The sequence below is a fragment of the Streptomyces sp. NPDC001156 genome (assembly GCF_053598275.1).
Genome location: NZ_JBSFJX010000019.1, coordinates 81,695 through 106,415 on the forward strand (window position 1 = coordinate 81,695; position 24,721 = coordinate 106,415).

Below are 24,721 nucleotides of genomic sequence, written 5' to 3' on the forward strand. Positions count from 1 at the left end.
CGCAGAGGCCCCTTCCGTACCGCCTGGACGAGGAGCCGCACCTCCATGGCCGAACACCCCCCATACCCCGTAGGGCTCCGTCTGACCGGTCGCCGTGTGGTCGTCCTCGGCGGCGGCCAGGTCGCGCAGCGCCGTCTGCCCGCGCTGATCGCGGCCGGCGCGGACGTCCACCTGGTGTCCCCCGAGGCGACCCCCTCGGTGGAGGCGATGGCGGACGCGGGTGAGATCACCTGGCTGCAGCGCCCGTACCGGCCTGGGGACCTCGAAGAGGCCTGGTACGCCCTGATCGCCACCAGCGACCCCGAGGCCAACACCGCCGCCTCCGCCGAAGCCGAGCGCCGCCGCGTGTGGTGCGTGCGCTCCGACGACGCGGACGCGGCCACCGCCTGGACCCCGGCGACCGGGCACAGCGAAGGCGTCACGGTGGCCGTGCTCACCACGCGGCCGCAGGGCCGGGACCCCCGTCACACCGCCGCCATCCGCGACGCCGTCGTGGAGGGCCTGCGCGACGGAACGCTCGTCGCCCCGCACCACCGCACGCGTACGCCCGGTGTGGCGCTGGTCGGCGGTGGCCCTGGCGACCCCGATCTGATCACGGTGCGCGGCCGGCGCCTGCTCGCCGAGGCGGACGTCGTCATCGCCGACCGGCTCGGCCCCCGCGACCTGCTGGCCGAGCTCCCGCCGCACGTCGAGGTGATCGACGCGGCGAAGATCCCGTACGGCCGCTTCATGGCCCAGGAGGCGATCAACAACGCGCTGATCGAGCACGCCCGGCAGGGCAAGTCGGTCGTACGGCTCAAGGGCGGCGACCCGTTCGTCTTCGGCCGCGGCATGGAGGAGGTCCAGGCGCTCGCCGAGGCGGGCATCCCGTGCACCGTGGTCCCGGGCATCTCCAGTTCGATCTCGGTGCCGGGTGCGGCCGGCATCCCGGTCACCCATCGCGGTGTCGCACACGAGTTCACCGTGGTCAGCGGTCATGTCGCTCCCGACGACGAGCGCTCGCTGGTCGACTGGCCGTCGCTGGCGAGGCTCAGGGGGACGCTGGTGATCCTCATGGGCGTCGACAAGATCGGGAAGATCGCCGACACGCTCGTCGCCCACGGCAAGGCGCCCGAGACCCCCGTCGCCCTGGTCCAGGAGGGCACCACCGCCGCCCAGCGCCGGGTCGACGCCACGCTCGCGACGGTCGCCGAGGCCGTGCGGACCGAGGACGTGAAGCCCCCGGCCGTCATCGTCATCGGCGAGGTCGTGCAGACAGGCCCGCGCCCGGTGGGCTGACAGGAACCGGACAGACCCATTCGTAACCCGCGGTAACCCGGCCCGTTCCAGCCGTTGGCACCGCCCCCAGGACAAGGCAGTATCACCCTGTGGCCGATCTCATCACCGTTGAGGACCCCGACGACCCGCGTCTGAGCGACTACACGGGCCTGACCGACGTAGAGCTGCGCCGCAAGCGCGAACCCGCCGAGGGCCTGTTCATCGCCGAGGGCGAGAAGGTCATCAGGCGAGCGAAGGAAGCCGGCTACGAGATGCGCTCCATGCTGCTGTCGGCCAAGTGGGTCGACGTCATGCGGGACGTCATCGACGAACTCCCAGCCCCGGTGTACGCGGTGAGCCCGGAACTCGCCGAACAGGTCACCGGCTACCACGTGCACCGCGGAGCGCTCGCCTCCATGCAGCGCAAGCCGCTGCCGACGGCGGACGAACTCCTGGCGACCGCTCGCCGGGTCGTGGTCATGGAGTCGGTGAACGACCACACCAACATCGGCGCCATCTTCCGCTCGGCTGCGGCCCTCGGCATGGACGCGGTGCTGCTGTCGCCCGACTGCGCCGACCCGCTCTACCGCCGCAGTGTGAAGGTCTCCATGGGCGCGGTCTTCTCGGTGCCCTACGCCCGTCTCGACACCTGGCCCAAGGGCCTGGACTCGGTGCGCGAGGCGGGTTTCACGCTGCTCGCGCTCACACCGGACGAGAAGGCCAAGAGCCTCGACGAGGCGGCGCCGCACCGGATGGACCGTGTCGCGCTGATGCTCGGCGCGGAGGGCGACGGTCTGTCGACCCAGGCGCTCGTCGCTGCGGACGAATGGGTCCGCATCCCCATGGCCCACGGCGTGGACTCCCTCAATGTGGGCGCGGCGGCGGCCGTCGCCTTCTACGCGGTGGCCACGGGCCGCCCCCAGCTCTGATCGGACAGGCCGATGGCCCAGCGAGACGCGATCGTCGCGGTGCTGCGCCGCGCCGACCGGTTGCTCGTCATCAAACGCGGTCCCGCGGCACGCCGCCCCGGCTACTGGGCCCCGCTCAGCGGCACGCTCGAACCCGGCGAGACCCAGGAGGAGGCGCTGGTCAGGGAGGTCCGTGAGGAGGTCGGTCTGACCGTCCGCCCGCTGGCCAAGGTCTGGCAGTCCGAGACCGACGACGGGATCTTCCGCCTTCACTGGTGGACCGCGGACCCGGGCACGGACGAGGTGGTCGCCGACCCGGGGGAGGTCGGCGACGCCCGCTGGGTGACCGCCGAGGAGTTCCTCGCGATGGACCCGGTCTTCGACGGCGACCGCGAGTTCTTCGAACGGATCCTGCCGCAGCTGTGACGGTCCCCCGGCGTCCGAGCACGGGCGCCGGGATCAGCGCGGGCGCCGCTCGGTGCTCACCCGTCAGCTGGCCTGGCTCAGCCCGCCGCGGTGCCGGTCGGTCATGAGAGCGGCGGCCGGGGAGGCGTACGACCGCTCGGGCCGGACGTCCCGGTGGGCGCTCCCGTCGTCCAGCCCTCGCGCGGGCCCCTGGCAGCCCTGGGCCGCCGCGATGCCCAGTGCCACCAGCAGCGTCACCACCACGAAGACGAACAGGCGCTGGCGCAGCAGCCGCGGATTGGCCGGGCGCCGCCCGGTTCCGGTGGTCCGAGGGGCGGGGCGTCCGGCGCCGCTGCGCGGCACGGGCCGGCCGCCGGAGCGGGTCGAGTTGCGCTGCGCCGGTGTCGGGCGCGCACCCGGCCGGGAGCCGTTGCTGCGGGGCGGGGGAGTACCCGGCCCCGGCGGCCGCCGCACGGTGCGCTGATCCGCGTACTGCTCCGCGAGCCGCCCCGTGGGCCGGTCCGGCTCGCCCCGCTGGGACGGCGGCCGCACATCCCCGAGCCCCTGGGCCTCCCGGGTCGCGATCTCCTTGAGCCGCAGCGAGAGTTGGAGCGTGCTGGGCCGTTCCTCGGGGTCCTTCGCCAGACAGGCGCGGACGAGCGGGGCGAGCGCGTCCGGCATGCCGTGCAGCTGGGGTTCCTCGTGCACCACTCGGTAGAGCATGACCTCGGAACTGCCGTGCCCGAACGGCGAGTCCCCCGTCGCCGCGTACGCGAGCGTGGCGCCCAGCGAGAACACGTCCGTGGCCGGGGTGACGGCGGCCCCGCGCACCTGCTCGGGGGCGAGGAAGCCGGGCGATCCGACGGCCGTGCCGACGTGCGTGAGCGTCGAGGCGCCCGTCGCCCAGGCGATGCCGAAGTCGATGATCCGCGGCCCCTTCGGGGACAGCAGGATGTTGGACGGCTTGAGGTCGCGGTGGACGACCCCGGCCTCGTGCACCGCCACGAGCCCCTCGGACAGGGCGGCGCCCACCGCGGCCACCTCGGCGGCGGTGAGGGGGCCCGCATCGGCGACCTTGTCGTGCAGGGAGGGGCCGGGCACGTACTGCGTGGCGAACCACGGACGGTCCGCCTCCAGATCGGCGGCCACCAGTCTCGCCGTACATCCGCCGCGGATCCGCCGTGCCGCCGAGACCTCACGCGCGAACCGCGACCGGAACTCCTGATCCTCCGCTAGATCGGGCCGGATCACCTTCAGGGCGACACGCTGGCCGCGCTTGTCCGAGCCCAGGTAGACGACGCCCATCCCGCCCGCGCCGAGCCGCCGGTGAAGCCTGAACGAGCCGACGACACGCGGGTCCTCACGCCTCAGGCGCATCATCGCCATGTCCATCCCCGCTGCCCGGTCCGTTTGACGAGCCACAGCTTACGTTTCCGCGCCCGGGTGCGCGCAGAGGCCGCGCCCTCTCCCATCGATCGATTGTCAGTGCCGGGTGGGAGACTTGAGAGGTGGTCAGGGGGCGTGCGAGCAGGGCGGTTTCGCATCACCCTTGATCTCAACCACCCTACGTCGAAGGGGGTTTGAGCCCGTGAAGGGTGATCGTGTGGAGATAGTCGTGGACGCCGGTGACACGACGCGCACGTACGAGGTGGTGGCGAGCAGGGCGGGCCGCCGGGTGGAGACGGCGGTGCGCAGGGGAGTGGTGGAAGTGAGCGAAGTCACCCGAAGTGGGACTGTCGTACGGACGGCCCGCTTCATGGCGAACCGGGTGCTCGCACTGGTGGAGCAGCCGGTTCCACGGGAGGACGGATCCGAGCAGAAGGGGCGTAGCGGACGCCCCCTCGGGGATGACCCTGAGAACTAGGACCCCGTCTCCACCCAGGGGAGTACACCACAGGTCATCGCTCATCCTCCGGGAGGCCAGGCAATCGATACGAGGGCATGACGCCCCGGGGGCGCCAGGATCCTAGATTTGAGGTCAAGCGGCGGGTGCAGCACTCGTCCCCCGAGGTCGGTCACCCGCCGCTGCCGACGACAACCACACAACGGTCAGGAGAGGGACCATGGCCCAGACGGCACCGCGGACGCTGGTCCGCACGCAGGGACGCAAGGCGTTCGGCCTCGCGTTCGGTACGCACCGTCAGGGCCGTCGCCACCCGCTGGTGGCGACCGCGATGGTCCTCCCCCTGGCGGCCCTGCTCGTGTACGCCTTCGGCGGCTGGGAGGCAGTGGTCACACAAGCGTCGTCCGTGGGAGTGATGCTGGGGCGCTGAGCGGCGCCCCGGGCCCGGAAGAGCGGTCCGGGCGGGGACATCCACCCATGAAACCCCGTGGGGACGGGGGTGCGGCGGACGGCACAAACGCCCGCGCAGCTGGGGAGCTGCGCGGGCGTTGCGCCGTTTCCGGGCCGGAGCGGCACCGCGCTCGCGGATCCGGTCGATCGCCGTCCCGGCGCCGGCACACCTCATCTGCGGCCGACCCCCGCCACGTACGCTCCCGGACAGAGCCGTAGGCATCCGAGGGGACCCGTGAACGCACTTCTGCCCGCACTCGCCGCGACCGCACGTGCCGCGGTGCATACGAGTCCCGGCACTGACTGCCACTGCCCGACCGCTCACACGGTCCTCGCCGAGCGCAGTGACAGTGCCACTGTCGTCCGCCACGGTGCCACGGTCGCCAAGGCCCACGCCCCCGGCACCGACCCCGCCCACCTCAAGCTCCGCCTCACCGCCGCCGCCGGGCTGCCCGACACCATCCTCGCCCCCCTCCGCCCCGCCCCCGTCCCCCTCCACGGCCGTCTGGTGACCTTCTGGCCGTACGGAACCCCTGTGGATCCCGACACCCCGGAGGCCGCCCCCTGGGAGGCGGCCGCTGCCCTCCTCGCGCGGCTGCACCGGGCACCCGCCCCGCCCGGCCTTCCGCCGATGCGCGGACCCGCCAAGGCCGCGCGGGCCATCCGGCGGCTGAGCGCGGCCGGCCCGCACCCCGCCGCCGAGCCCGTTCTCCGCGCCTGGGCCGCGCTCCCGGCCTGGGCCCGCGCGGAGGCTCCCGCACCGTCCGCCCGCACCCTCTGCCACGGCGACCTCCACCTCGGCCAGCTCGTGCGCCACCCCGCCGGGACGGGTCCCTGGCTCCTCATCGACGTCGACGACCTCGGCGTCGGCGACCCGGCCTGGGACCTGGCCCGCCCGGCCGCCTGGTACGCATGCGGACTGCTCCCGCCCGACGAGTGGTCCCGCTTCCTCGCGGCGTACCGGGGCGAGGGCGGCCCCGCCGTTCCCTCCGCCGGCGACCCCTGGCCCGCCCTCGACGTGCCCGCCCGCGCCCTCACCGTGCAGACGGCGGCCCTGGCCGTGGCCAAGTCCGCGGCCGCCCGCCGCCCCTTGGACGAGGTCGAGCAGGCCGTGGTCGACGCCTGCGCCCGAATGGGCACCACCCCACCCGAATTGACGCAAGGATGTGCGACGTAAGCTGCAACCGGCCAGCGGGGGAGGGAGTCCTTACCTGGCGAAGCACCACCGACCGGCGAGGAGTTGAGCCGACCATGCAGTGTCCGAAGTGTCATGCGCCGATGCACACGTACAACCGCAACGGCGTCCAGATCGAGCAGTGCAGCGGCTGTCGCGGCATCTTCCTCGACTACGGGGAGTTGGAGACGCTGACCCGTCTGGAGAGCCAGTGGGCACAGCCCGCCCCGCCGCCCCCGCCCGCTCCGCAGGCCTACCCGGCGGCTCCCGCCTGGGGTGCCCCGCACGGCGGCCACCACGGCGGTCACGGCCACTACGGTCATCACGGTCACAAGAGCTTCGCCCACATGCTGTTCTCCAGCTGAGACGCGAAGAAGCCCCCGGCCGCAGGGCCGGGGGCTTCCGTGTGTGGACGATACTGGGATTGAACCAGTGACCTCTTCCGTGTCAGGGAAGCGCTCTCCCGCTGAGCTAATCGTCCTCGTCGCCTTGGCGACGTGGAAGACAGTAGCGCATCCTCCGCCACCTGCGCCAATTCGGCTCCGGCGTCCGCGTCCGTCCGCCGTCGTCCAGGAGTGTCTGCGCCGGGTGGCTCCCTCACTGGCTCCCCCAGTGGCTCCCTCACCCTCTGGGCTGGGTGAGGCCGATCAGGTGTCGATCGTCCGGCGGCTCGCCTCGGCCGGAAGCCGGGCGTAGCCAGACCGCAGGCAAGGGCCGCGAGCGCCTCGATCAAGAGGGGGCTCAGCCCTGGTCGTCCGGATCTGGCCCGGCTGTGGCACACGACCTCTTCGTCCCGAACGCGGTCGAAACCGCGGAGAGCTGACCAGTTGCGCGCTGGTCTGCGTGCCGACTCGACGCACAGTCCGTGACTGTCCACGGCAGTCTCTTGCCGTTCTCGGATACACCGTGGCCGACGCGGTGAACGACTGGCTGGAGCGCGGTCTCAAGGGGTGCGACGAGAAGGGCACCATCGGCAAGAACCGCTCGATGGCGAACAAGCACCTCATCCCGTACATCGGCAAGGCCAAGCTGAAGGACTTCAGCGCGGACGACGTCGACGACTGGCTGGACGACAGGGCCGAATTCCTCGTGATGCGCAGCCTCCGCGACCTGCTCGCCATCCTGCGCCGAGCCATTGAGCACGCTCAGCGCAGGGACAAGGCCGCGCGAAACGTCGCCCTACTCGTCACCGCGCCGGAAGGACGCCCCGGACGTCCGAGCAAGGCCTTGAACGTGGAGCAGGCAAAGGCTGTGCTCACTGCCGCACGCCCGTCACGGCTGTACGCCTACCTCGTGCTCTGGCTCCTTAGCGGCGTACGCACGGAAGAGGCCCGGCCTATCACCTGGGATCACGTCTTCCTGGAGACGACGGACGGCATCCCGCCCCACGTCGCCGTGTGGCGCTCGGTGCGCAAGCACGGCGAGACCAAGACCAAGAAGAGCCGCCGGACCATCGCCCTACCGAAGCAGGTGGTGGACGTCCTCGAAGAGCACAAGCGGTGGCAGAAGCAGGAGCGGCATCGAGAGACATGGAGTGGAGCCCAGCCGGCCGCGTCTTCACGACCCGGAGCGGCGAGCCGCTCGACGTGGCCAACGTCTGGCGAGACTTCAAGGCCATCGTCAAGAAGGCTGGACTGAAGCCTGAGTGGACCCCGCGGGAGCTTCGGCACAGTTTCGTGTCCCTGCTCTCCGACCACAGCATCCCGCTGGAGACCATCGCCCTGCTGGTCGGTCACAGCAGTCAGGCCACCACGCAGGCGGTCTACCGCAAACAGCTCCGGCCTGTGATCACGAAGGGTGCCGAAGCGATGGATGACATCTTCGCCGAAGATCAGGAAGAGGAGGAGATGGAAGACCCGGAAGTGGGCGACGCGGTGGCCTGATCAACATGGGGTGGTCTATCGAGGCTGCGGAGTAGGCCGCCCACGCGGCTGCTGGCAGGTCATCATCCGGCGCAGCAACGCGCTGCCAACGGCCCGCAGGAGCACACCCACGCGCGGGAGGGCCGGTCGGTGTCACCCCGCGAAGGGGCATCTCTGTGGGACGCATTACGGAGGTGCAACCGGGCAGACGTCCTGCGTATCGGTCATGGCGCGTCCCCCACAAAACAGCCCGGACGTGCGTGCCACACGCTCGTCCCCCACCGCGTGGGGTTCCCGCGGCGCCGAGCTAAAGTGAGCTACATCATTGGACAAATAGAAAACATCAGACATCCTGCTCGGCGTGCGTGTTTCTCTCACTGATCGGTACCGTGGTGGCTCGACGGCAACAGCGCAGGCCTTGGTGGCGCTGCTGGGCCGGATCAGGACGATCGGCTCGGGCCGGAGCGGGTACGTCCTGCACGGCGTAAAGAGCCTGATCGCGACAGTGTTTACGTGGCAGCTCATCGCCCTGTGGCTACCGGGACAGCAACAGTTCCTGGGTGTGGCCACTGCACTGTTCATGGCAAACGCGCCTACGGTGTACAGCTCGGTCGTCCATGCCGTGCGCCGAGTGGGGATCCAGGTATTGGGAGTGTTCCTGGCTGTCGCCGCCGCCTGGCTGCTGGGGGCCACCGCAGGAGGCATCCTGGCCGTCCTGACAGCGGTGCTGTTCACCGGCAGACGGGGCAACGGCGAGGACCGGCTCCAAATCGCATCGACTGCGTTGATCACCCTGACAGCTGCTGCCGCGGCTCCGGTCGGACACGTGGTCTCCCCCGTGGCCTCCACCCTCACCGGCGCCGTGGTGGGAGTCGTGGTCAACGCCTTGATCCTTCCATCGACGCACCTCACCCAGTCCGACGCTGCCGTCCGACGTCTGGCCCGCTGCACCGGCACGCTGCTGCGGGACATGGGCCGAGGGCTGGAGGGGGAACGGTCCCTGAGCCACGCCTCCATCTGGCTGGAGCGGGCACGCGACCTGGAGCAGCAGCTCTCGGAGGCACGGGAGGAGGTACAAACATCGGCGGAAAGTCTGCGCTGGAACGTCCGAGCTGGGGCTCGAAGGCAACACATGATCCAGATCCATGAGGGAGCCTTGGAGGTGCTGCACACGGCGTCGTTTCAGGTGCGCGGCATCGCCAGGACACTGGCCGACAGCCTCGTTCAAGGCGCACACCCCGGCTTGAACGGCGGCTTCGCTGTTCGATACGCCGAAGCTCTCGATCTGGCAGGGCAGGTGTTCATAACCTATGCCGGGATCGGAGCGGCGGCTGGCTCGACTGAAGTCGATGCCCAAAGGCACCTGCACACAGTGATCGAGCGTATGCGTACCTGGCATGCCGGGATGACCGATCTCATCGACCGGGGAGCAGTCGGCACGCCCGATGCGTGGCATGTCTATGGATCGCTCGTCGTCGACGTGGAGCGTCTGCTCTGCGACCTGGACGACACGAAGCTGCCCCAAGGCGCAAGCCCGGCGGCAGTCGTCGAGATCAACGGCTCGCGGTGCATTGGCTCGATGATCCGGGCCTGACGGTTCGAAAAGGGCTACGGTGACTGGGCAGCCCCTCCTGCTGATACGCGGCGCGCATCGCGCTCGTGTGTGGGTTACCTCCGCACCCGTGGAGGCAACCCGCCGGACTGCTATTGGTCCACAGCCGTGGCACGTGCCGAGAGCCCAGGCGCCTAGAAGGCGCTCTGTGTCTGCGTCCCGTCCTCCTCTTGACCTGTGGCTCTTCCGCAGCTGAGCTGCTTGCCGGTAGAACTTCGACACGGATTCGACACGCAGTGTCCTGGCGGATCTGTACGGTGCGAACGACACACACGCTAGAACTGTTGGGGGCGGGCATGACGGCGTATCTGACTGAGGCTGATCCACGATGGGCTAAGCACTCTGGTGAAGCGGGGCACTACGGATCCTCGGAATGGGGTCCGGAGGACTTGGAGCGCGCCGCGATGTTCTTGACCGAACTCGCGCCGCAGGCCCGGCTGGTGTTCCAGTACCTGCTGCGCAACCCTGGCCGGAGTATCCACTGCACGGAGTTGGTGGATAAGGCCCTGGGCGGGCCGAACGAGAGTGATCCGGCGCGGCGCGTGGCAGGGGTGTTGTCCGGGATGAGCAAGGGACACAGCAACAGTGAGCGGCGGCTTCCGTTCTACTGGTGGGAGGCTCCCGAGGGGAGCGCGGGTGCAACGTACGCAGTGCGCCCCTCGGTGGCAGCGGTGTTCCTGGCCGCTCAGCTCGACGCCGCGTAATCTGGAGCAACTGTCAAGAGTTGTGGGTCGGTTGAGGTGTGTCACGCTGCGGCGGGTTCCTCAGGGCGTTCGACGAGGTGACCGTTCTCGAAGCGGGCGCCGGCCCGGACGAGGGCGACGAGGTGGGGTGCAGTGACCGCGCGCCAGCGGGCCTGGGCGGACTCGACAAGCTTGAACACCATCGCCAGGGCGGCGGCCGGGCTGCCCGCGCCGCGGGTGACCTTGGTCCGGAGTTTCACCGTGGAGAAGGTCGACTCGATGGGGTTGGTGGTCCGCAGGTGGATCCAGTGCTCGGCGGGGAAGTCGTAGAACGCCAGCAGCTCGTCGACCTCGTCAGTGATCTTCTTCACGGCCTTCGGCCATTTCGCGCCGTACGCCTTCTCGAACGCCGTGACGGCCTTCTCGGCGTGGGTGCGGTCCTCGGCGTTGTAGATCTCCTGCAGGGCCTTCTTCGCGCCCGGTTGTGCGGACTTCGGCAGGGCGTTCACGACATTCCGGGTTTTGTGAACCCAGCACCTTTGATGCCGGGCATTGGGGAACACCTCCGCGAGGGCCTTCCACAGGCCCATCGCGCCGTCCCCGACGACCAGTTCAGGATCGCGCATGCCGCGACGGCGGCAGTCGCGCAGCAGGTCGGCCCACGACTCGGTCGACTCCCGCAGCCCCTCCGCCAGCGCGATCAGCTCCTTGGAGCCGTCGGTGCGCACGCCCATCAGCACCAGGACACAGGAACGGGCCTGGCCCAGGCGGACCTTGGGGTGCACTCCGTCGGCCCACACGTACACGTAGTCAGACTGCGACAGGTCGCGGTCCTGGAAGGCGGCGTGGTCGTCCTGCCACTGCTTGGTCAGCCGCGTCACGGTGGCCGGCGACAGCCCGGCCGAGCTGCCCAGGAACTGCTCCAGCGCGGGCACGAAGTCCCCGGACGACAGTCCGTGCAGGTAGAGCAGCGGCAGCACCTCGGAGACCTTCGGCGACTTGCGGCACCACGGCGGCAGGATCTTCGAGGAGAACCGCTTGCGCTCGCCGGTCGCCTCGTCGATGCGCCGGTCGTTGACCCGCGGCGCCTTGACCTCGATGGGGCCGGCGGCCGTGGTCACCGACCGCTCGCGGTGGTAGCCGTTGCGGACCACCAGACGCCTGCCCGCCTCGTCACACTGGTCGGCCAACTCGGCTATGTAGGCGTTGACTTCGGCCTCCAGTGCGGCTGCCAGCATCCGCCTCGCACCCTCGCGGACGATGTCGTCAATCAGGGAGCCGGTCTCAGTGGAACCGTCGGCATTCACTACGCTGAGCACGGGCGTGCCTTCCCGGCCGACGGTGCAACGTCGGCCTACTCGATGACCAGAAGTCGATCATTCGGGAAGGTACGCCCTTCGCGTCCAACCCGAGGCCGATCCACAAGTCATGAGCATTGCTCCGTAATCTGCACAGCCACAACTGACCATCGGCGGCCGTGACGTGCGGTTGCCTTACGGATCAACGGTCTGATCTGCTGCTGAGCTGTCAGCAGTTGTCGAAGTTGGTCACCGCTGAGTGCCCTTCCACGGCCCGAGGACGGCCCGGGAGGGCGCTCGCCTCTTCGGTGCGCTTCTCAACTGGCAACGGCGGCGTTGGGACGGAGCACTCTGATCAGCTGGGTGGCAAAGGGAGCTTGATGCCAGGGCCAGGCGCTCGCCCTGCATCCACAACTCACCAGTCGGGATCACTCACGGGTGGCATAATGAACCGCCCCGGGTTCGTCGGAGACTCTAGATTGCGGTTGTGACCTGGGGTTTCTGGGTTGTCTGGTAGTGGCTGGCCTCGTACTCGGCTGGCGGGACGTGGCCTATCTCACCGTGCAGGCGGCGGAAGTTGTACCAGTCGATCCATTCGGCGGTGGCCAACTCGACCTCGGCCAGGGTCTTCCAGGGCCGCTGGGGCTTGATCAGTTCGGTCTTGTAGAGGCCGATCGTGGATTCCATCAGGGCGTTGTCGTATGCGTCGCCGACCGAGCCGATAGAGGCTGCGATGCCGTCGCGGTCCAGGTGCTCGGCGAGCTTGAATGAGGTGTACTGCGAACCGGCATCCGAGTGATGTATCAGCTCGCCGGGCGTGTGCGGGTGGCCGTCGCGGTCGCGCTGCCAGATTCCCATCTCCAGTGTGCGTCCAGGACCAGTTGGGTCTCCTTGCTCATCGCTGCGGACCAGCCGACGATGCGGCGGGAGAAGGTGTCCACGACGAATGCGACATAGACGGTGCCGGCCCAGGCCGCGACATGCGTGAAGTCCGCGACCCAGGTGCGGTTCGGCGCGTCAGCGACGAAGTCGCGGTCGAGCCGGTCCGGGGCCCGCTCGGCGGCCGGGTCGGCGATGGTGGTGATGACTTTCCGGCCGCGGACGGCTCCGCTGATGCCGAGTTCGCGCATGAGGCGTTCGACAGTGCAGCGAGCCACGGCGTGGCCCCGCCGGTTCAGCTCCCGCCAGATCTTCCTGGCCCCGTAGACCCGGTAGTTGGCTTCGAAGATCTCCTTGATCAGGGCCTTGAGATCCGTGTCCCGCAGTTGGCGGGCGGAGGGATTCTCCTGGCGCTGCTTGTGGGCGTAGTAGGTGGAAGGGGCGATGCTGCAGTCGTGCTCGGTGAGTGTTCTGCAGATCGGCTCGACACCGCCGAAGCGGTCCCGGCACTCGTCGATGAACGCTACGAGCGCAGATGTGGCCGGTCGAGCTCGGCCGCGAAGAAACTTGCTGCGGCCTTGAGGATCTCGTTCGCCCGCTTCAGCTCGGCGTTCTCCTTCTTCAACGCCTTGACCTGCGCGGACTCCTCCGTCGTCGTCCCTGGCCGAGTCCCGCTGTCGATCTGGTCCTGGCGGACCCATGAGCGCAACGTCTCGGTCGAACCGATCCCCAACTTGCTCGCGACCGCCTTCATCGCGGCCCACTCGGTGGCGTAGTCGGGCCGCACTTCGGCGACCATGCGGACCGCACGCTTGCGCAGCTCAGGGGGGTAACGGGAGGGACGTGCCATGACTCAATCCTCTCAGAGAATCGAGCCTCCGTCTGACCCGGGGCGGTTCATAATTAGAGACAGGTCTAATCCAGGGTGGGGTAGATGGAAGCCAGTCCAGGGAACCCAGAAGAAAATCAACTGGGCGCGGGGGTGAAAGAAGAAGACCTACTGAAGGCAGTGACCCCGTCGGGTTATCCCCTCCAATCGGTCGCCGTGGATTCGATCGCATCTAAATTGACCTCAGACCAGCAGCCTCTGCAGGTCCAGGAGGAATGGTCCTATATTGATGAGGATACTGGCGAGTTCCGCAATTTGGACGCCTATGTTGACCGTCAATTTGACCAAATCGGGGGGGGATCATATTCGCCCACATCTGACCATGCTCGTTGAATGCAAGCAATCCGAGCTTCCTTTTGTTTTCTTTCTTCGACCGGCTCCTTGCGGTGATTTTCCTCACCTCATTGGCATGCCTCATCGACAACTGGGACTTAAGGTTGCAGACGGGGGTACCACTGATGCTCCGATAGTGATCAATATTCAGCTAGGTCATGTGCTAGGACTCGACGAAACTCCCTTCTCCCTGGAACCCCCAAGGGCGATTGCCATGAGTAAGGCGGTGCGGAAATCTGGGAAGATAGAATTGACGGGAGAAGAGACCTTCAGAGGTATAGCCTTGCCCCTGATGAAGGCGTTCAAGCACCTGTCACGGGTTTGTCAACCCAAGCCCCAGCACTGCTATTACGATGTCCGGGCGGTCTTTCCGGTTGCTGTCGTCAGGGCACCCATGGTTGGCGTTCATGTAATCGAGGGTGAACCGAAGATGACTGCGTTGCCTTGGGTTCGTGTGGTTAGAGTCGAGCCGTCCTCGGAGCGGCTTGGGTTCGGTTACTCGGAACTCTATGCAATGGATGTGGTTCATCAGGCCTACCTCCCAACCTACACCGAGAAGGTTCAGGAGGCGTGCCGAGAGGTATTTCGAAGGATGGAACTTATCGCCATCCCGATGATCACGGGAATTGCGGTGCTCGCTGAAGGCCAGGAAGGTTCAGTGCGGTCACCGTATGAGTCACTAAGGCCGCACTTCACGGATGAAGAATTCAATGTTTGGATGCGCAAAAAGCTGCGCACATCGCACAGTCAATTCTGATAGGGCGGTGGAGTCTTAATGACCCAGTCAAGCGCCGTTGGCCGGGTGCTTCAGCACCAGTCTGGAGATCGCGTATGTGGATGGTGTCTGGCCTGCGGCGTTGCTGACCTGCGCCGCAACTGGCCGTGATCTTGGTAGGAGCTCAGAGCTGCGGCATCCCGGCAGCGATCTCGAACCCGGAGGACTCGTCCCAAGGAACCGCCCCCCACAGGCTCACCACGGCGGCCCAAATGCGGTGCAGCAGAGCCCAGTCGGGGTTGTCCCCGCTGAGGGTGACGGTGGCTAGCAGGTCGCATCCCCAGATGCCCTGCTCGTCATTAGGCGATGCAGTGATCACAGACTCTGCGATCTCTGCTACGCCCACGTGTACTTCCAGTGTCAGCAACCACTCGCCCACCAGACGGTCGCCGCTCTCCAGCAGGTAGTGCAGCAGGCGATCAAGCGCCTCGTCGCCTCTGTCTTCTCCAGAGCGGCAGAAGAAGCTGAGTTGGTAGGCCACGATTCCCCCGTCGTCCGCGCTTAACCAGAAGTGTTTGCACTGCGTCATCATGCACGCCGCAGTTGTGATCGCGGTCGGCGGAGTCTTTACGACTGAGCACCGCTGCAGGAGTTCGATCCGGAGGGCTGAAACTCCTTCGGTAGGCCCACCTGGCTTGGGGGTACTGGCCGTCCACGTGCGTCTACCTCTGCCGCTGTCCGCGCCGTTGATGTCGGCGGTGGATGTCAACTCCTGGGTAAGGGCACGTCCATGCGGGATCTCAGCGGGGCGAGATGCTCGGTGAGGCTCCGTCCAGGCAGTGGTCGTATGCGGCTTTCATGGAGGGGTACGACGCGCTCAGAGCTATCCGACTGCCCGGAGCATCGTCTTCGCAGACATATCCCCCTGGGCCCGAAGCTGTCTCGACGTGCAGCATTACTTCGTAGGAGGAGATGTGCACGGTGCGATGTGCCCCTGCTGGGATGACTCCTAAGCTGTGCTCCTCCGCGCATTCGTTGTCCCCGTCGCCGGCACACCAGAAGACGCGCACTGGGTTCGGTGTGCTGTTCACCAGAGCGATCGGATCGACGTTCTCGGGGTCGGTCGGATCAGGGTTGCAACCGGCGATAGCGAGTGCAGCCAAGCCCAGCAGGATCATGGTCGCAAAGCGGGCAACACGGCTGTTCAGCAGATCCACTTGCTCTCCGAGGGGGCGTCATATGAAGCCCGCACCGTATCGCAAGACCGTCGCCCCAGGACTTCAGCTTGGGAAGCTAGGGGCGTTTAGGGGAGGATGCCCGGCTGACCTGTGGCGACGCGGTGTCGGAGCTTGGACGTCCGTCGCCCTGATCCCCGGTGTTCCCCGTGGTTCCCCGCACGACCTGGCACGGGTCTGGCACGGCCTCTTCGTCGAGCAGCACGGCAAGTTCCCTCAGATCGTTCGCGACCATGACCTGAGCGAGGCGTCCGGCGACGGCCACGACCTCTGGCCAGACGGATGCTCGGAGATACTCCGCGTCGGTGTCGTTGGGTGCCTCGGCCGCCGCAGCGTTGAGTGCGACACCGAGCTCCCTCATCAGGACGACCTCTTCGTCAGTTCGAAGGCTGACGCCGAGGTACCGCTCTGGCTCGTCGGCGTCGCAGAAGTCGTCGAAGAGTGTGTGGAAGACATGGTCCAGGTCTTCGAACGCCGATGGGTCAAGCCACACGTCCCGCTGCCACGGTGGATTGGCCAGAGCCAACACAACGGGTAGGACGTGGACTCGGTGGTTCGCTATGAGTCGGGCGTCTTCGCTCACAAGTCGAGCGTAGCGACGGAGCTGGTGGAGGCGCCGGCGCTCTTGGAGCACCGCTTTAGGAGTGAGGTGGGGAGGATGCGCCGTGAGCTGCGGCTTCCGGGGCACGGGCGATCGCTTCGAGTTGCCTGCCACTCGCCGCTGTTCCCCGTGGTTCCCCGCTCGATCTGGCACGGTTGTGGCACGCCCGAACCATGGGGCACGCGTGGGCACGCCATCCGTGACCTTGGCGGCGGGGTATGAGCAGCGCAGCGCGTCGGTCTACCCTGCGACCCATGGACCTGGACGCTGAACTGACCGCGTTGGCAGCCCAAGAGGACCTTCCGGCCCGCCTGGTACAGCGCTTGCTCCGGCATCCGGCGGCCCGCAGTACGGCGGCACTGCAGCGCCGGGACCTCACCGAGGAACAGATCGAGGAGATCATCGCGCTCGGCTCCGCACGGTCCCTCGCCGCCAACGGCTCGGTACCTGCGACGATCAAGGCCCGCCTGGCGGAGCACTCGGACTCGGCGGTCCGGTGCGCGGCCGCCGCCACCGCCACCGACGAGCCGCCAGGACTGCTGGCTCGCCTGGCCGACGATCCGGAATCCCTGGTGCGGTCGTTCCTGGCGATGAATGAGCACCTGCCGGCGGAACTCGGCGCCCGTCTCGCTGCGGACCCGGACCCCGGTGTGCGGGAGTCGGCTGCCCAGTACTGCCGCAACGTTCTAGACATGGTGCGCCGGGCACTGTTCACGGATCCCGAACCAGGCGTCCGCTGGCGCGCAGTCGTCAGGTGGTCTCCGCCCCTTGAAATGCTGCCTGCCCTCCTCGCCGATCCGGCGACTCGCGTCGACACCGTTCGGCATGTACCCCCCTCCCGGGAACTGGCCAGCGACCCAGATCCCTCTGTGCGCACCGCCGTTGCCGCCCATCCTGAACTACCTGCCGACCTGCGCGACCTGCTCGCCGCGGACTCGAACCCTCTCGTCCGCAACGAAATCGCGTGCCGCCCGGACACTCCGCCAGTACTGAGGGAGCAGCTCGAGGCCACGCTGACAACCGAGGATCCGGCCGAGGACTTCTATCTGTCGCTCCGCCGCCACGGGTGCCCCTCACCAGCCCCCGCGCCGTCTCCACTAACCCTCGAACAGGCAGAAGCTCTTCTTACCCGAGCCGGTCTGTAGACGGGTTCCCCAGCGCTACCGTCCCGGGTCCCTTCGCGGTCGGTCCAGGAACTCGTTCGCAACACGACGCGGACCCAATCGCGCGGGCGGCGGTGTCGCAATGACCGAGACAATGGCTCGCAGAGCATCCAGTTCTTCTGGAAGTGATGCGCCGAGTCTCCCGCCTCGGGGTCTGCCCTGCGGCGCCTTTCTGGCCAGCGCAAAGACGGTCACGGACCGTCGTCGTCTGTCGACGTTGGTTCACCTCGGACGGCCCGCAGACGGCCCAACGTCGCGCCATGTAGAACTGGGCCATGGACGTCCCGGATCTTCAGCGCCTACTCGACGAGATGTTTGATCATGCCCTGATCTATCACGGCTACGCCGACTACATGCGCGACTACGAACTGATCGTGTACATGGCGGCTGATCCGAGGACCGGCGTTCCTCCGGCCCACTACCGGTACCTGTTCCGCCACTGCGTGGAGGCTCGATGCCGTACCTCGCTGGCGCCCGCAACGTGGCAGGCCTCGTTGGATGACAGGCTCACAACGCACGAGACCGGCAAGGATCTCGATGGCTTCATCTGGGGCGTCAAGTGGCAGCCCCTCTATCCCGGCGCGACCATCGTTTCCGGGTCGGAGGCCGCTGCCCGGTGGGCGCAGGCCATCGGCATCGACTTCCGCGAGGTGCGTATCGAGACCAACGCCCATGATCTGACTCTGGTCTTCTCTGACGTCCAGGTGAGCAAGGTGCCTCCGGGATACGCCCCATTCACAGTGGTGGACGAGGGGGCACCAACCGCGACGAAAGGCATGGATCAGGGCTGACGCCTGAGCGATTGCGCGTAGGTCGGTGGAACGGCTTTGGGCTGGAGCTGCCTTGGCGCGAGTGATCACGGCCCCTTACGCGGGCCCGCGAATCGGGCAGGCTTGTGGACCTGCCCGAATGAGACCACGACCGAAGGCCCCGACCAATCACGGTCGGGGCCTTCGTTTGCCCTGCTGGGCGGCTGCGGAGGATACGAGATTCGAACTCGTGAGGGGTTGCCCCCAACACGCTTTCCAACTGTGTTGGTGGGGTGCTGGGCTGTGTTCCAGGGCGTTCACCTGCGTTCATGGGCAACTAGCCGCCGGTGCCAGGACGGCTTTGGATCTCGCCTGAACGACCGTGAACGGGGCTGAATGAGACGGAAACTGAGACGGCCGCACTCCTCACCGCAGACAGCCCGCGGGTAGCTGTCGAAACTACCGCTAGGCAGCCTTGGGCCGCGCCGCACGCGTGCCCGGGGCGGGCTCCTGTGCATCCTCGGACCAGAAGATCTCGTCTTCTCCGAAGTCCGGGGCCTGGAAGGGATCTGTCGTCGGAGGCGGCGATACTGCAGTGGAACGGCGGGGTTGCCCTTCCAAGGCGGAGAACAGCGACGTCGGGTCGATGAGAGGTCTGCCTTTCGTTACGGGTCCCTGATGGGGTCTGGCGTGCCGTGACCGGGCACAGCGGTCCTACAGCTTGGTCATCTTGGCGTACGGGCTCAATATCCGCATTTGCGCCGAGCCGAAATCCACGAGCGCCGCGATTCCGTCCTCGATGCCGACCACCCGGCCGAGGCCGTACACGTCATGTGTGACCTGGTCACCCATGGCGAAGTGCTTGGGAGTCGGTGTGACCGGGGCCTTGAAGGGGCTGGTAGGCAAATGACGCTTCGGTGCCGCAGGCTTTGTCATGGCTCAGTATGAGCCTACGGGCATCCCTCTCGCTGCGGCCGTCGGCACAGATCCGGACGGGAACGCTCGCGGCACGCCACGGACCTGGTGTTTCGAGACCCGACCCGTGCTGGCTAGCAGCTTCCCTGGACCTCAGAGGGCGGTACGCGAACTGATGCCCGTTTTGCTATTTCGGTTGGGTGCTGATCCCCTCAGGGAACTGCACCTTTACGGATAACTGGAACATCGCAGGTCGCGCTCCCTCGGCGCTGCGACCAGGCGTGGCACGTTACTCCCCGTCGATGGTCTGCAGCTCGACGGGCCGGTCGGCCACGTCCATCGTCTGCGGCGTGGCCAGCAGCTTGTTCAGCCCAAGGGTCAACTGCACGACGAACACGCTCAGTAGGACGGCCAGGGCTATTCGGACCAGGCTGTAGCTGGCGTCGACGTTCGCCGCGGTCTCGTAGTCGCCGGGCGTTTGGAGGTGGGAGTTGGTCACGAACGAGAAGTAGACCGCGGCGAAAACCGACAGGAACCACGCGCCGTAGGTCCAGACGACTCCGCGGCCGCCTGGCAGGGCCCTGAGCCATCCCAGCCCGATGTCGGTGCGTGACATGGCGTTCGCGTGGCCGGCGCGCGCCCACCGCTGGTAGGCGTACAGAACTGCCATGAAGACTACGAAGCGCAACATGCCCGTGGTGTTGATCGTTTGGAGTGCGCTGTGCAAAGCCTGCCGGTCATAGCCGTTGTTAGCGGCAGCCAAGGCCCATTGGTGGGCCCGCGTGCGCTCGGCGGAGAACCGCACGGCCTCGCTGACGATGGCTACCGCGGCTGCAGCCAGTACCATAAGCAGTGGGCCCGACAGCGAGACCCGCCCGGGACTCACCTTGGACTGGACCAGCAACGCCGCCTTGTCGTTGCGCCCACGACGCTGAGGCGGCTTCGACAAGTCGCTCTCCTGCTGACAGACCGGACACAGTCCTTTGATCCCGTCAAAAGCAACTCCACGCTGCCGACACTTCCGGCACGTCAGTAGCATCCCGCGCCCCCTCCTTGCTTGATCGCGGTTGAATTGAGCGCCGCATCCTATTGGGTCTGCCAGAGAGGCGTCGATACCTCTAACGCAGTCAAGATTGAGACCAGAAGTGAGACCACGACTGGGACGGGCATGCTGGTCGGTTCAGGGAAACGAAGCGTCATCCGATTTCCGTGGATCCCTGCTGTTCCCTCGTGCTTCGTATGGGATTGGGCGGGATCCCGAGTGGGCCGCTGACACACTGGACCAGGTGACCGAGTACGTCAGCCCGCCCCGTGACATCGCCTCCTCCGGCCAGGCCGATCTCACCGTCCAGGACAACTTCTACCTGCTGGAAGCAGGTGGTGAGCGCGACGGCCGCGACACCCTGAGCCAGGACGGGCTCGCCTTCGGCGGCCCGTCCTGGCTCGGCATCTTCACCGGCACCGACTTCTGCCCCCTGCCGTGCCGGGTCGAGATTCTGCGCCGCATGCCGCCGAAGGTGGACCGCACCTTCGAGATGGCCGCCGAGTACGACCTGCAGATCCTGCACGGCATCGTCACCGTCACCGGCCCGCAAGGCCAGCTGCCCCACCTGGTCCTCGGCACCGCCCCGGGCGCCTACCGCTGCCGGGTCCACGTCCGCGGCCGCTCCGCCAGCCTGCAGCCCGCCCCGCTTGACGCACCCCAGATCAGCCGCATCAACCCCGAGCAGCACCTGATCCAGCTCTGGCCCATCATCAACGCCCGCGCGCCCGAGCTCGTCTACGGTCCGGACGCGTTCGCCCGCACCTTCACCTGACCGCCACCCACCCCAGTCCCCGCAGGGGTGCCTCCACGGGCCCTGACCGCGGCGTGTCGGCGTCTCGCGGACACAGGCTCTGGAGGCGTTGCGTCAGCAGGTGCCTGCGTGCACGCACTGCCGTCCAGACACTGCCTTGGGGCTCCTGAAGTAGTGAGAGGGCGGCTGCCGCCGACACCGCTTTAGGAGCGAGGTGAGGCGACTGCGGCTCTGACCTGCGAAACAGCCACGTGGGCGGAGAGGGGTATCAGACACCTGCCGGCCCCGCCGTTCCCCGCGGCTCCCCGCTGGATCTGGCACGGATGTGGCACGGGTCTCGGGGACCTTCTGATCTTCCTCAACTCTGCTTCCCTGATGGGCACCTGCGCCGGTACCCAAAGCACCTTTGCTGAGCAGGGGAAGGGCTGGCGTGGACTGTCGTCATCTGTCGTCGTCGGCCGCCCTCGGACGGCCCACAGACGGCCCAGCGCTGGCCGCCCCTGAGCCGTGGGCTGACCCTGGCTGAGGTCGACGCTTGGCCTTGGCCGGGGTCGGAGTCTGTTCGGTAGCGTTTGGACCGTGGCGGTCCTTGGCGAGGATGCCTTGCTCCTCCGGCTGGCGCTTTCTCATCGGAGGCGGACATCGGGCACGGTGTTGTGGAAGCGGGGAAGTCAGGGACCGCCCACGTGAGTAATCTTGAAAACCGTCGTGGCGCGAGTCACCGTGGGTTCAAATCCCACACCCACCGCCAGGTGGAACGGCCCCTGACCAGGCGAATCGGTCAGGGGTCGTTGTGCTGCGCGGTGCCCGCTCGCCACCGTGGTTCCCCGCTCGATCGGGCACGGACCTCTTCGTCCCGAAGCAACTTGGGCCTGTGCTTGGCCTGGGACTGCGGCCCCGTTCGCCTGGGGTTAGCGTGCGCTTGTGTCCGCGCTCGTCCGCCGTCGTTCGCCCGCGTTGTCACGCAGTTAGACACGCACGCCGCCCCTCGATACGAACTATGGGCGGGGCGGTCGCTGGGGTCTGCTCGGCTGGTCAGCCGGTCATACGGGACTGTTCGCGGCTGCATCCGGTCGTGATGGTTGCTGTACTTCGCTGCTGTACTGCAACGACTCCTGGGGCGGCGCGCTCAGCCCGTGGTCCTCTGCCTGCGTTTCCAGCCGCTGCGGCCAAGGACCTGAGCCACGGCACCGAGCACGACGAGAATCAAGCCCACGGTGGCAGAGGTGGCTCCTGCACCGATAGACCACCCGAGCATTCTCGGCAGTCCGTCGACGGCAAGGCCGGCGCCCATGGCGACAGCCCCCCAACCGGCTACGACCGGCTTCCTGTACTGCGCTGCCCGCCAGCCGTTCAGGGTCAAGACCCCCAAAGCGGCAATGAAACACCCGCAGGCGAACATGATCCACGCTGTCATAGCGCCCCTCCCAACTTAGGCCAGTTTAGCGACGGGGGCGGGGCTTTTCGATCAAGCAGAAACCACAATCTGCCCAGCTCCCATCCCGTCTGCCGTCGACCCACACACCGTGGAGCGGGCGTGGTTCAGGGCGTCAAGGTGGAGCGCGCCACTGTACGAACGACCTTGACGCCCTGGGCCGCGACTGCTCGGCTCTGCCTGGGTCGATGGCAGGCGGGATGGGAGCCTCCCGCCCACGCCCTCCACGGGCCGGCACCCGCGGACGGTGCCCCCGCCATCTCGGAGCCTGAGCGCCCCCGCCGGAGGCATGCTCTGACGTGCTGCCGTTCTACGGTTGTCATCATCTCATGACCTCCGGTCCTACCCGTTGTGGGCGCGCGTCGGTGCAGCGTGCGCGGAGCGGGCCGAAGGCAGGAGCGCAGCGCGCAGCGGAGCCGGGAGCGCGCCCGGCGGAGCGGAGCGCAGCCGGGGCTTGATGAGGTAGAGAAATCTGTAACAGGTACTCGCGTTGAACTCGCGTTGAACTCGCGTTGAGCGGCTTAAGGGCGTGGTGTCTGACCTGCGGTACCAGTGGCTTACAGGCGCTGGCTGGTCGTAGAGGGCGGGGATGGCGCTCCGCCGGTGGTGTGCCCTGCGAAGACTGCGGCCGGTCGTGGACTGAGTCGCTCGGAGGGCTTCCCCACGCCTAGTCAGCCGAGCCACAAGGACGGCCCGTCACTGCACACCCCATAGGCGGCGGGTCGGCACTTTCGGGCAGGTTGTCATGTCGGAACCCTCCCCTCCTCAACCTGTGCCTCGATACGGTTTCGGGTGTACAGCGAGGGGGTGAGGGCAATTTCGTGGTTCTCAGCAGGACGGCAACGCCGCATCCGACGTGCGCGCAGACAAGCTCACGGTCAGCCTCAAGTCAGTGAGGAGACCGAGGCCCAGGATCTTCCGTCCAATAAGGCCGGGTTTATCCATCTTTCTGGCGAGACGTACGTCTTTTTGCCGAAGCAGGAATGGAACTCTGACCGACTACTTTACGACGCAACCACCGAAGAGGAAGTCGTACAGGCTTACCGGAACGCCCGAGAACTCCTAGATCAGGTAGATGCAGAAACACATCTGTCTGCGCAGCTTCGGTTCTATCGGAACAAGCTGGCCCGGCTGCTTGAGCAGCCGCTCGGACGCGAGGAAATCGAGGCAGTGGCCCCCACCGCCGAGCAGACCATCGAGCACACCCTGGCCAGGATGTTTATGCGTCTCGGTCCGCCACCGGAACCAACCGAACTTGACTACACACCAGCGGGAAGCGGTGGCGGAGGGGCCCAGCAGTGAGCTTGGAGAACAGCAGCGCGGTACCCGTGCCCCGCGGCGATGACCCACTGGTGTCCGCCGGCCTGGAAATCGCCATGAAGTGGGGAGCAGCGCTCGGCGGACCCGAGCAGCTCAAGGTCGCATTCGAGGCACTTGAGCCGCAGCTGAAGCGCGAACACCAGATACGACTCAAGCAGTTGGAGGGACAGCGGCACGCCGCGGAACGGAAGGCCCGCGCCGAGCGTGAGATCCGCCAGCACAAGTTCCGTATGACCAGCCTCATCGTTGGAGCGATCATGAGCGTCGCCATGCTGGGGGCCGGCGTCTACGTCGCGAAGGACGTGTGGTGGCTGGCGATGTTGCTATGCGGGCCGAGCCTGATTGCCCTCCTGAAGATCGTCATCTTGCGGCGTAGCGATGCTGGGGACATGTCGGCTGTAGCAGCTGCCGCAAAGGGGGCCACGAGCGCTGCATCGCAGGCGCAGCCACCCGCGTGACCATCACCTTGGGCCACACGGGAGCGCGAACAATGCTGCATCAAGGGGGTTCCCGTGCCAGGTCATGCGTCGAAGTCGTACTCCAGGATGTAGGAGGCGGCATCGAGTGTCATCTCGTTGATCTCGACGGGGCGGCCTTCGTCCGCGAATGCGGTGCGGCAGATGAGGATGACAGGTGTGCCCGCGGAGATGCTCAGCTGTGCCGCTTCATGTTTCGAGGGCATGCGTGAGCGGATCTCCTCGCGGAAGTGCACTGGCTTGTAGCCGAGTTCGGCAAGCCGTGCGTACGTTCCGCCGGGACCCGTGTCCTCCTGAGTGATTGCGGACCCTGCGACCACCGACGTGGGCAGGTAGCTCGTCGCGAGCAGGACGGGCTTGCCGTCCAGGACGAACCGTCGACGCCTCACGCAGACGCTGTCTTCCTCGGCTAGGTCGAGGACCAGGCTGACGCGCTCGGGTGCAGCCTCCTCGGACACCGTCACCTGGTCCACAACGAGTGCGCGGCTTTCGATGTCGGCAGACCAGATAGAGCGGCCGCTTCCCCACTGCTCCTGTGACAGTCGCTGGATGCCCCGGCGTCGTAGGGGTCGGAAGTCTCGTACGAACACGCCGGCGCCCTTGCGTGCTTCGGCGACGCCTTCGTCCTTGAGTACGCCCAGGGCCTGGCGGGCCGTCATGCGGGCCACGTCGTACTCGGCCATCAGGTCGTTCTCTCCCGGAAGCCGGTCACCGGGACCGTAC

At 67.3% G+C, this 24,721-nt stretch carries 26 protein-coding genes, 1 tRNA gene and 2 pseudogenes; 19 read left to right on the plus strand and 10 right to left on the minus strand.

The features are described 5' to 3' along the window. Nucleotides 1–45: 45 nt before the first annotated feature. The 3 genes from cobA to ACWDA7_RS13135 all read left to right on the plus strand — a co-directional run bounded on the left by cobA (nucleotide 46) and on the right by ACWDA7_RS13135 (nucleotide 2,591). Complete coding sequence (gene cobA, locus ACWDA7_RS13125) at nucleotides 46–1,278, plus strand: uroporphyrinogen-III C-methyltransferase (protein ID WP_450604184.1); 1,233 nt, start codon at nucleotides 46–48, stop codon at nucleotides 1,276–1,278. 89 nt (nucleotides 1,279–1,367) lie between these two features. Further along, nucleotides 1,368–2,186, plus strand: coding sequence for a TrmH family RNA methyltransferase (locus ACWDA7_RS13130; RefSeq protein WP_432925725.1), 819 nt, complete (start codon nucleotides 1,368–1,370; stop codon nucleotides 2,184–2,186). Nucleotides 2,187–2,198: 12 nt separating this feature from the next. After that, on the plus strand, nucleotides 2,199–2,591 hold the full coding sequence (locus ACWDA7_RS13135; RefSeq protein WP_450604185.1) for an NUDIX domain-containing protein: 393 nt from the start codon (nucleotides 2,199–2,201) through the stop codon (nucleotides 2,589–2,591). Nucleotides 2,592–2,654: 63 nt separating this feature from the next. Here ACWDA7_RS13135 and ACWDA7_RS13140 read toward each other — a convergent pair whose 3' ends face one another. Next, on the minus strand, nucleotides 2,655–3,962 hold the full coding sequence (locus tag ACWDA7_RS13140; protein WP_450604218.1) for a serine/threonine-protein kinase: 1,308 nt from the start codon (nucleotides 3,960–3,962) through the stop codon (nucleotides 2,655–2,657). A 196-nt stretch (nucleotides 3,963–4,158) separates the two neighbouring features. Here ACWDA7_RS13140 and ACWDA7_RS13145 point away from each other — a divergent pair, with 196 nt between their 5' ends. From ACWDA7_RS13145 to ACWDA7_RS13160, 4 genes are all read left to right on the plus strand, one after another. Further along, nucleotides 4,159–4,434 (plus strand): hypothetical protein, encoded by a 276-nt coding sequence (locus ACWDA7_RS13145; RefSeq protein ID WP_450604186.1) that lies wholly within the window; start codon nucleotides 4,159–4,161, stop codon nucleotides 4,432–4,434. 199 nt (nucleotides 4,435–4,633) lie between these two features. Continuing rightward, a complete protein-coding gene (locus ACWDA7_RS13150; protein WP_360991917.1) occupies nucleotides 4,634–4,843 on the plus strand; it encodes a hypothetical protein in 210 nt (69 codons plus the stop codon). A 255-nt stretch (nucleotides 4,844–5,098) separates the two neighbouring features. Beyond that, on the plus strand, nucleotides 5,099–6,040 hold the full coding sequence (locus ACWDA7_RS13155; RefSeq protein WP_450604187.1) for a phosphotransferase family protein: 942 nt from the start codon (nucleotides 5,099–5,101) through the stop codon (nucleotides 6,038–6,040). A gap of 74 nt (nucleotides 6,041–6,114) precedes the next feature. Then, nucleotides 6,115–6,402, plus strand: coding sequence for a TFIIB-type zinc ribbon-containing protein (locus ACWDA7_RS13160; protein WP_450604188.1), 288 nt, complete (start codon nucleotides 6,115–6,117; stop codon nucleotides 6,400–6,402). Nucleotides 6,403–6,446: 44 nt separating this feature from the next. On the opposite strand, the gene ACWDA7_RS13165 is transcribed toward ACWDA7_RS13160, so the two are convergent. Further along, nucleotides 6,447–6,518: transfer RNA gene (locus ACWDA7_RS13165), tRNA-Val, on the minus strand. Between the two features lie 425 nt (nucleotides 6,519–6,943). On the opposite strand from ACWDA7_RS13165, the gene ACWDA7_RS13170 reads away from it, so the two are divergent. From ACWDA7_RS13170 to ACWDA7_RS13185, 4 genes are all read left to right on the plus strand, one after another. Then, nucleotides 6,944–7,675 carry a tyrosine-type recombinase/integrase gene (locus ACWDA7_RS13170; RefSeq protein WP_450604189.1) on the plus strand — a complete coding sequence of 244 codons (732 nt, stop codon included), beginning with the start codon at nucleotides 6,944–6,946 and terminating at the stop codon, nucleotides 7,673–7,675. After that, the gene (locus ACWDA7_RS13175) at nucleotides 7,567–7,920 is read left to right on the plus strand and encodes a tyrosine-type recombinase/integrase (RefSeq protein WP_450604190.1); all 354 of its coding nucleotides are present in this window, start codon (nucleotides 7,567–7,569) and stop codon (nucleotides 7,918–7,920) included. Before ACWDA7_RS13170 ends, ACWDA7_RS13175 begins: the two co-directional genes overlap by 109 nt. A gap of 340 nt (nucleotides 7,921–8,260) precedes the next feature. Beyond that, a complete protein-coding gene (locus tag ACWDA7_RS13180) occupies nucleotides 8,261–9,493 on the plus strand; it encodes a hypothetical protein (protein WP_450604191.1) in 1,233 nt (410 codons plus the stop codon). Between the two features lie 407 nt (nucleotides 9,494–9,900). Then, nucleotides 9,901–10,215 (plus strand): DUF6416 domain-containing protein, encoded by a 315-nt coding sequence (locus ACWDA7_RS13185; RefSeq protein ID WP_450604220.1) that lies wholly within the window; start codon nucleotides 9,901–9,903, stop codon nucleotides 10,213–10,215. A 41-nt stretch (nucleotides 10,216–10,256) separates the two neighbouring features. On the opposite strand, the gene ACWDA7_RS13190 is transcribed toward ACWDA7_RS13185, so the two are convergent. Both ACWDA7_RS13190 and ACWDA7_RS13195 read right to left on the minus strand, forming a co-directional pair. Beyond that, the gene (locus ACWDA7_RS13190; protein WP_450604192.1) at nucleotides 10,257–11,513 is read right to left on the minus strand and encodes an IS256 family transposase; all 1,257 of its coding nucleotides are present in this window, start codon (nucleotides 11,511–11,513) and stop codon (nucleotides 10,257–10,259) included. 453 nt (nucleotides 11,514–11,966) lie between these two features. Continuing rightward, nucleotides 11,967–13,221: pseudogene (locus tag ACWDA7_RS13195) on the minus strand (IS3 family transposase). 84 nt (nucleotides 13,222–13,305) lie between these two features. Between ACWDA7_RS13195 and ACWDA7_RS13200 the strand changes: the two are divergent. Continuing rightward, nucleotides 13,306–13,593, plus strand: coding sequence for a hypothetical protein (locus ACWDA7_RS13200; protein ID WP_450604193.1), 288 nt, complete (start codon nucleotides 13,306–13,308; stop codon nucleotides 13,591–13,593). 136 nt (nucleotides 13,594–13,729) lie between these two features. Then, entirely contained in the window at nucleotides 13,730–14,350 is a 621-nt protein-coding gene (locus ACWDA7_RS13205) for a hypothetical protein (protein WP_450604194.1), read from the plus strand. Between the two features lie 142 nt (nucleotides 14,351–14,492). Here the strand turns inward: ACWDA7_RS13205 and ACWDA7_RS13210 are convergent, their stop codons facing one another. The 3 genes from ACWDA7_RS13210 to ACWDA7_RS13220 all read right to left on the minus strand — a co-directional run bounded on the left by ACWDA7_RS13210 (nucleotide 14,493) and on the right by ACWDA7_RS13220 (nucleotide 16,126). Beyond that, nucleotides 14,493–14,849 carry a hypothetical protein gene (locus ACWDA7_RS13210; RefSeq protein ID WP_450604195.1) on the minus strand — a complete coding sequence of 119 codons (357 nt, stop codon included), beginning with the start codon at nucleotides 14,847–14,849 and terminating at the stop codon, nucleotides 14,493–14,495. 259 nt (nucleotides 14,850–15,108) lie between these two features. Continuing rightward, nucleotides 15,109–15,525, minus strand: coding sequence for a hypothetical protein (locus ACWDA7_RS13215; protein ID WP_450604196.1), 417 nt, complete (start codon nucleotides 15,523–15,525; stop codon nucleotides 15,109–15,111). A 76-nt stretch (nucleotides 15,526–15,601) separates the two neighbouring features. Then, a complete protein-coding gene (locus ACWDA7_RS13220; RefSeq protein ID WP_450604197.1) occupies nucleotides 15,602–16,126 on the minus strand; it encodes an SCO4402 family protein in 525 nt (174 codons plus the stop codon). 272 nt (nucleotides 16,127–16,398) lie between these two features. Here ACWDA7_RS13220 and ACWDA7_RS13225 point away from each other — a divergent pair, with 272 nt between their 5' ends. Continuing rightward, nucleotides 16,399–17,289: a hypothetical protein gene (locus tag ACWDA7_RS13225; protein WP_450604198.1), complete on the plus strand. Its 891-nt coding sequence runs from the start codon at nucleotides 16,399–16,401 to the stop codon at nucleotides 17,287–17,289. A 293-nt stretch (nucleotides 17,290–17,582) separates the two neighbouring features. After that, nucleotides 17,583–18,098: a YxiG-like protein gene (locus ACWDA7_RS13230; protein WP_450604200.1), complete on the plus strand. Its 516-nt coding sequence runs from the start codon at nucleotides 17,583–17,585 to the stop codon at nucleotides 18,096–18,098. Between the two features lie 672 nt (nucleotides 18,099–18,770). Here ACWDA7_RS13230 and ACWDA7_RS13235 read toward each other — a convergent pair. Together ACWDA7_RS13235 and ACWDA7_RS13240 are read right to left on the minus strand one after the other, a co-directional pair. Then, nucleotides 18,771–18,992 (minus strand): hypothetical protein, encoded by a 222-nt coding sequence (locus tag ACWDA7_RS13235; RefSeq protein WP_450604202.1) that lies wholly within the window; start codon nucleotides 18,990–18,992, stop codon nucleotides 18,771–18,773. Nucleotides 18,993–19,260: 268 nt separating this feature from the next. Beyond that, a complete protein-coding gene (locus tag ACWDA7_RS13240) occupies nucleotides 19,261–19,920 on the minus strand; it encodes a hypothetical protein (protein ID WP_450604204.1) in 660 nt (219 codons plus the stop codon). Between the two features lie 337 nt (nucleotides 19,921–20,257). Between ACWDA7_RS13240 and ACWDA7_RS13245 the strand changes: the two genes are divergently transcribed. From ACWDA7_RS13245 to ACWDA7_RS13260, 4 genes and pseudogenes are all read left to right on the plus strand, one after another. Continuing rightward, nucleotides 20,258–20,788, plus strand: a complete 531-nt coding sequence (locus tag ACWDA7_RS13245) for a hypothetical protein (protein ID WP_450604205.1) — start codon at nucleotides 20,258–20,260, stop codon at nucleotides 20,786–20,788. 61 nt (nucleotides 20,789–20,849) lie between these two features. Then, nucleotides 20,850–20,942: pseudogene (locus tag ACWDA7_RS13250) on the plus strand (DUF6233 domain-containing protein); the annotation flags it as partial. A gap of 2,067 nt (nucleotides 20,943–23,009) precedes the next feature. Next, on the plus strand, nucleotides 23,010–23,504 hold the full coding sequence (locus ACWDA7_RS13255; protein WP_450604207.1) for a hypothetical protein: 495 nt from the start codon (nucleotides 23,010–23,012) through the stop codon (nucleotides 23,502–23,504). Next, nucleotides 23,501–23,980, plus strand: coding sequence for a hypothetical protein (locus ACWDA7_RS13260; RefSeq protein WP_450604209.1), 480 nt, complete (start codon nucleotides 23,501–23,503; stop codon nucleotides 23,978–23,980). Before ACWDA7_RS13255 ends, ACWDA7_RS13260 begins: the two co-directional genes overlap by 4 nt. A 62-nt stretch (nucleotides 23,981–24,042) precedes the next feature. Here the strand turns inward: ACWDA7_RS13260 and ACWDA7_RS13265 are convergent. Then, nucleotides 24,043–24,721, minus strand: a 679-nt coding sequence (locus tag ACWDA7_RS13265; protein WP_450604210.1) for a GntR family transcriptional regulator, incomplete at its 5' end; no start/stop codon positions are given.

Bases quoted from the DNA above. Each gene is read 5' to 3' on its own strand.
- ACWDA7_RS13235 (WP_450604202.1), bottom strand. From the start codon at position 18,992: ATGACAAAGCCTGCGGCACCGAAGCGTCATTTGCCTACCAGCCCCTTC.
- ACWDA7_RS13230 (WP_450604200.1), top strand. From the start codon at position 17,583: ATGGACGTCCCGGATCTTCAGCGCCTACTCGACGAGATGTTTGATCAT.
- ACWDA7_RS13160 (WP_450604188.1), top strand. From the start codon at position 6,115: ATGCAGTGTCCGAAGTGTCATGCGCCGATGCACACGTACAACCGCAAC.
- ACWDA7_RS13150 (WP_360991917.1), top strand. From the start codon at position 4,634: ATGGCCCAGACGGCACCGCGGACGCTGGTCCGCACGCAGGGACGCAAG.
- ACWDA7_RS13140 (WP_450604218.1), bottom strand. From the start codon at position 3,962: ATGGACATGGCGATGATGCGCCTGAGGCGTGAGGACCCGCGTGTCGTC.
- ACWDA7_RS13135 (WP_450604185.1), top strand. From the start codon at position 2,199: ATGGCCCAGCGAGACGCGATCGTCGCGGTGCTGCGCCGCGCCGACCGG.
- ACWDA7_RS13175 (WP_450604190.1), top strand. From the start codon at position 7,567: ATGGAGTGGAGCCCAGCCGGCCGCGTCTTCACGACCCGGAGCGGCGAG.
- ACWDA7_RS13225 (WP_450604198.1), top strand. From the start codon at position 16,399: ATGGACCTGGACGCTGAACTGACCGCGTTGGCAGCCCAAGAGGACCTT.
- cobA (WP_450604184.1), top strand. From the start codon at position 46: ATGGCCGAACACCCCCCATACCCCGTAGGGCTCCGTCTGACCGGTCGC.
- ACWDA7_RS13200 (WP_450604193.1), top strand. From the start codon at position 13,306: ATGGAAGCCAGTCCAGGGAACCCAGAAGAAAATCAACTGGGCGCGGGG.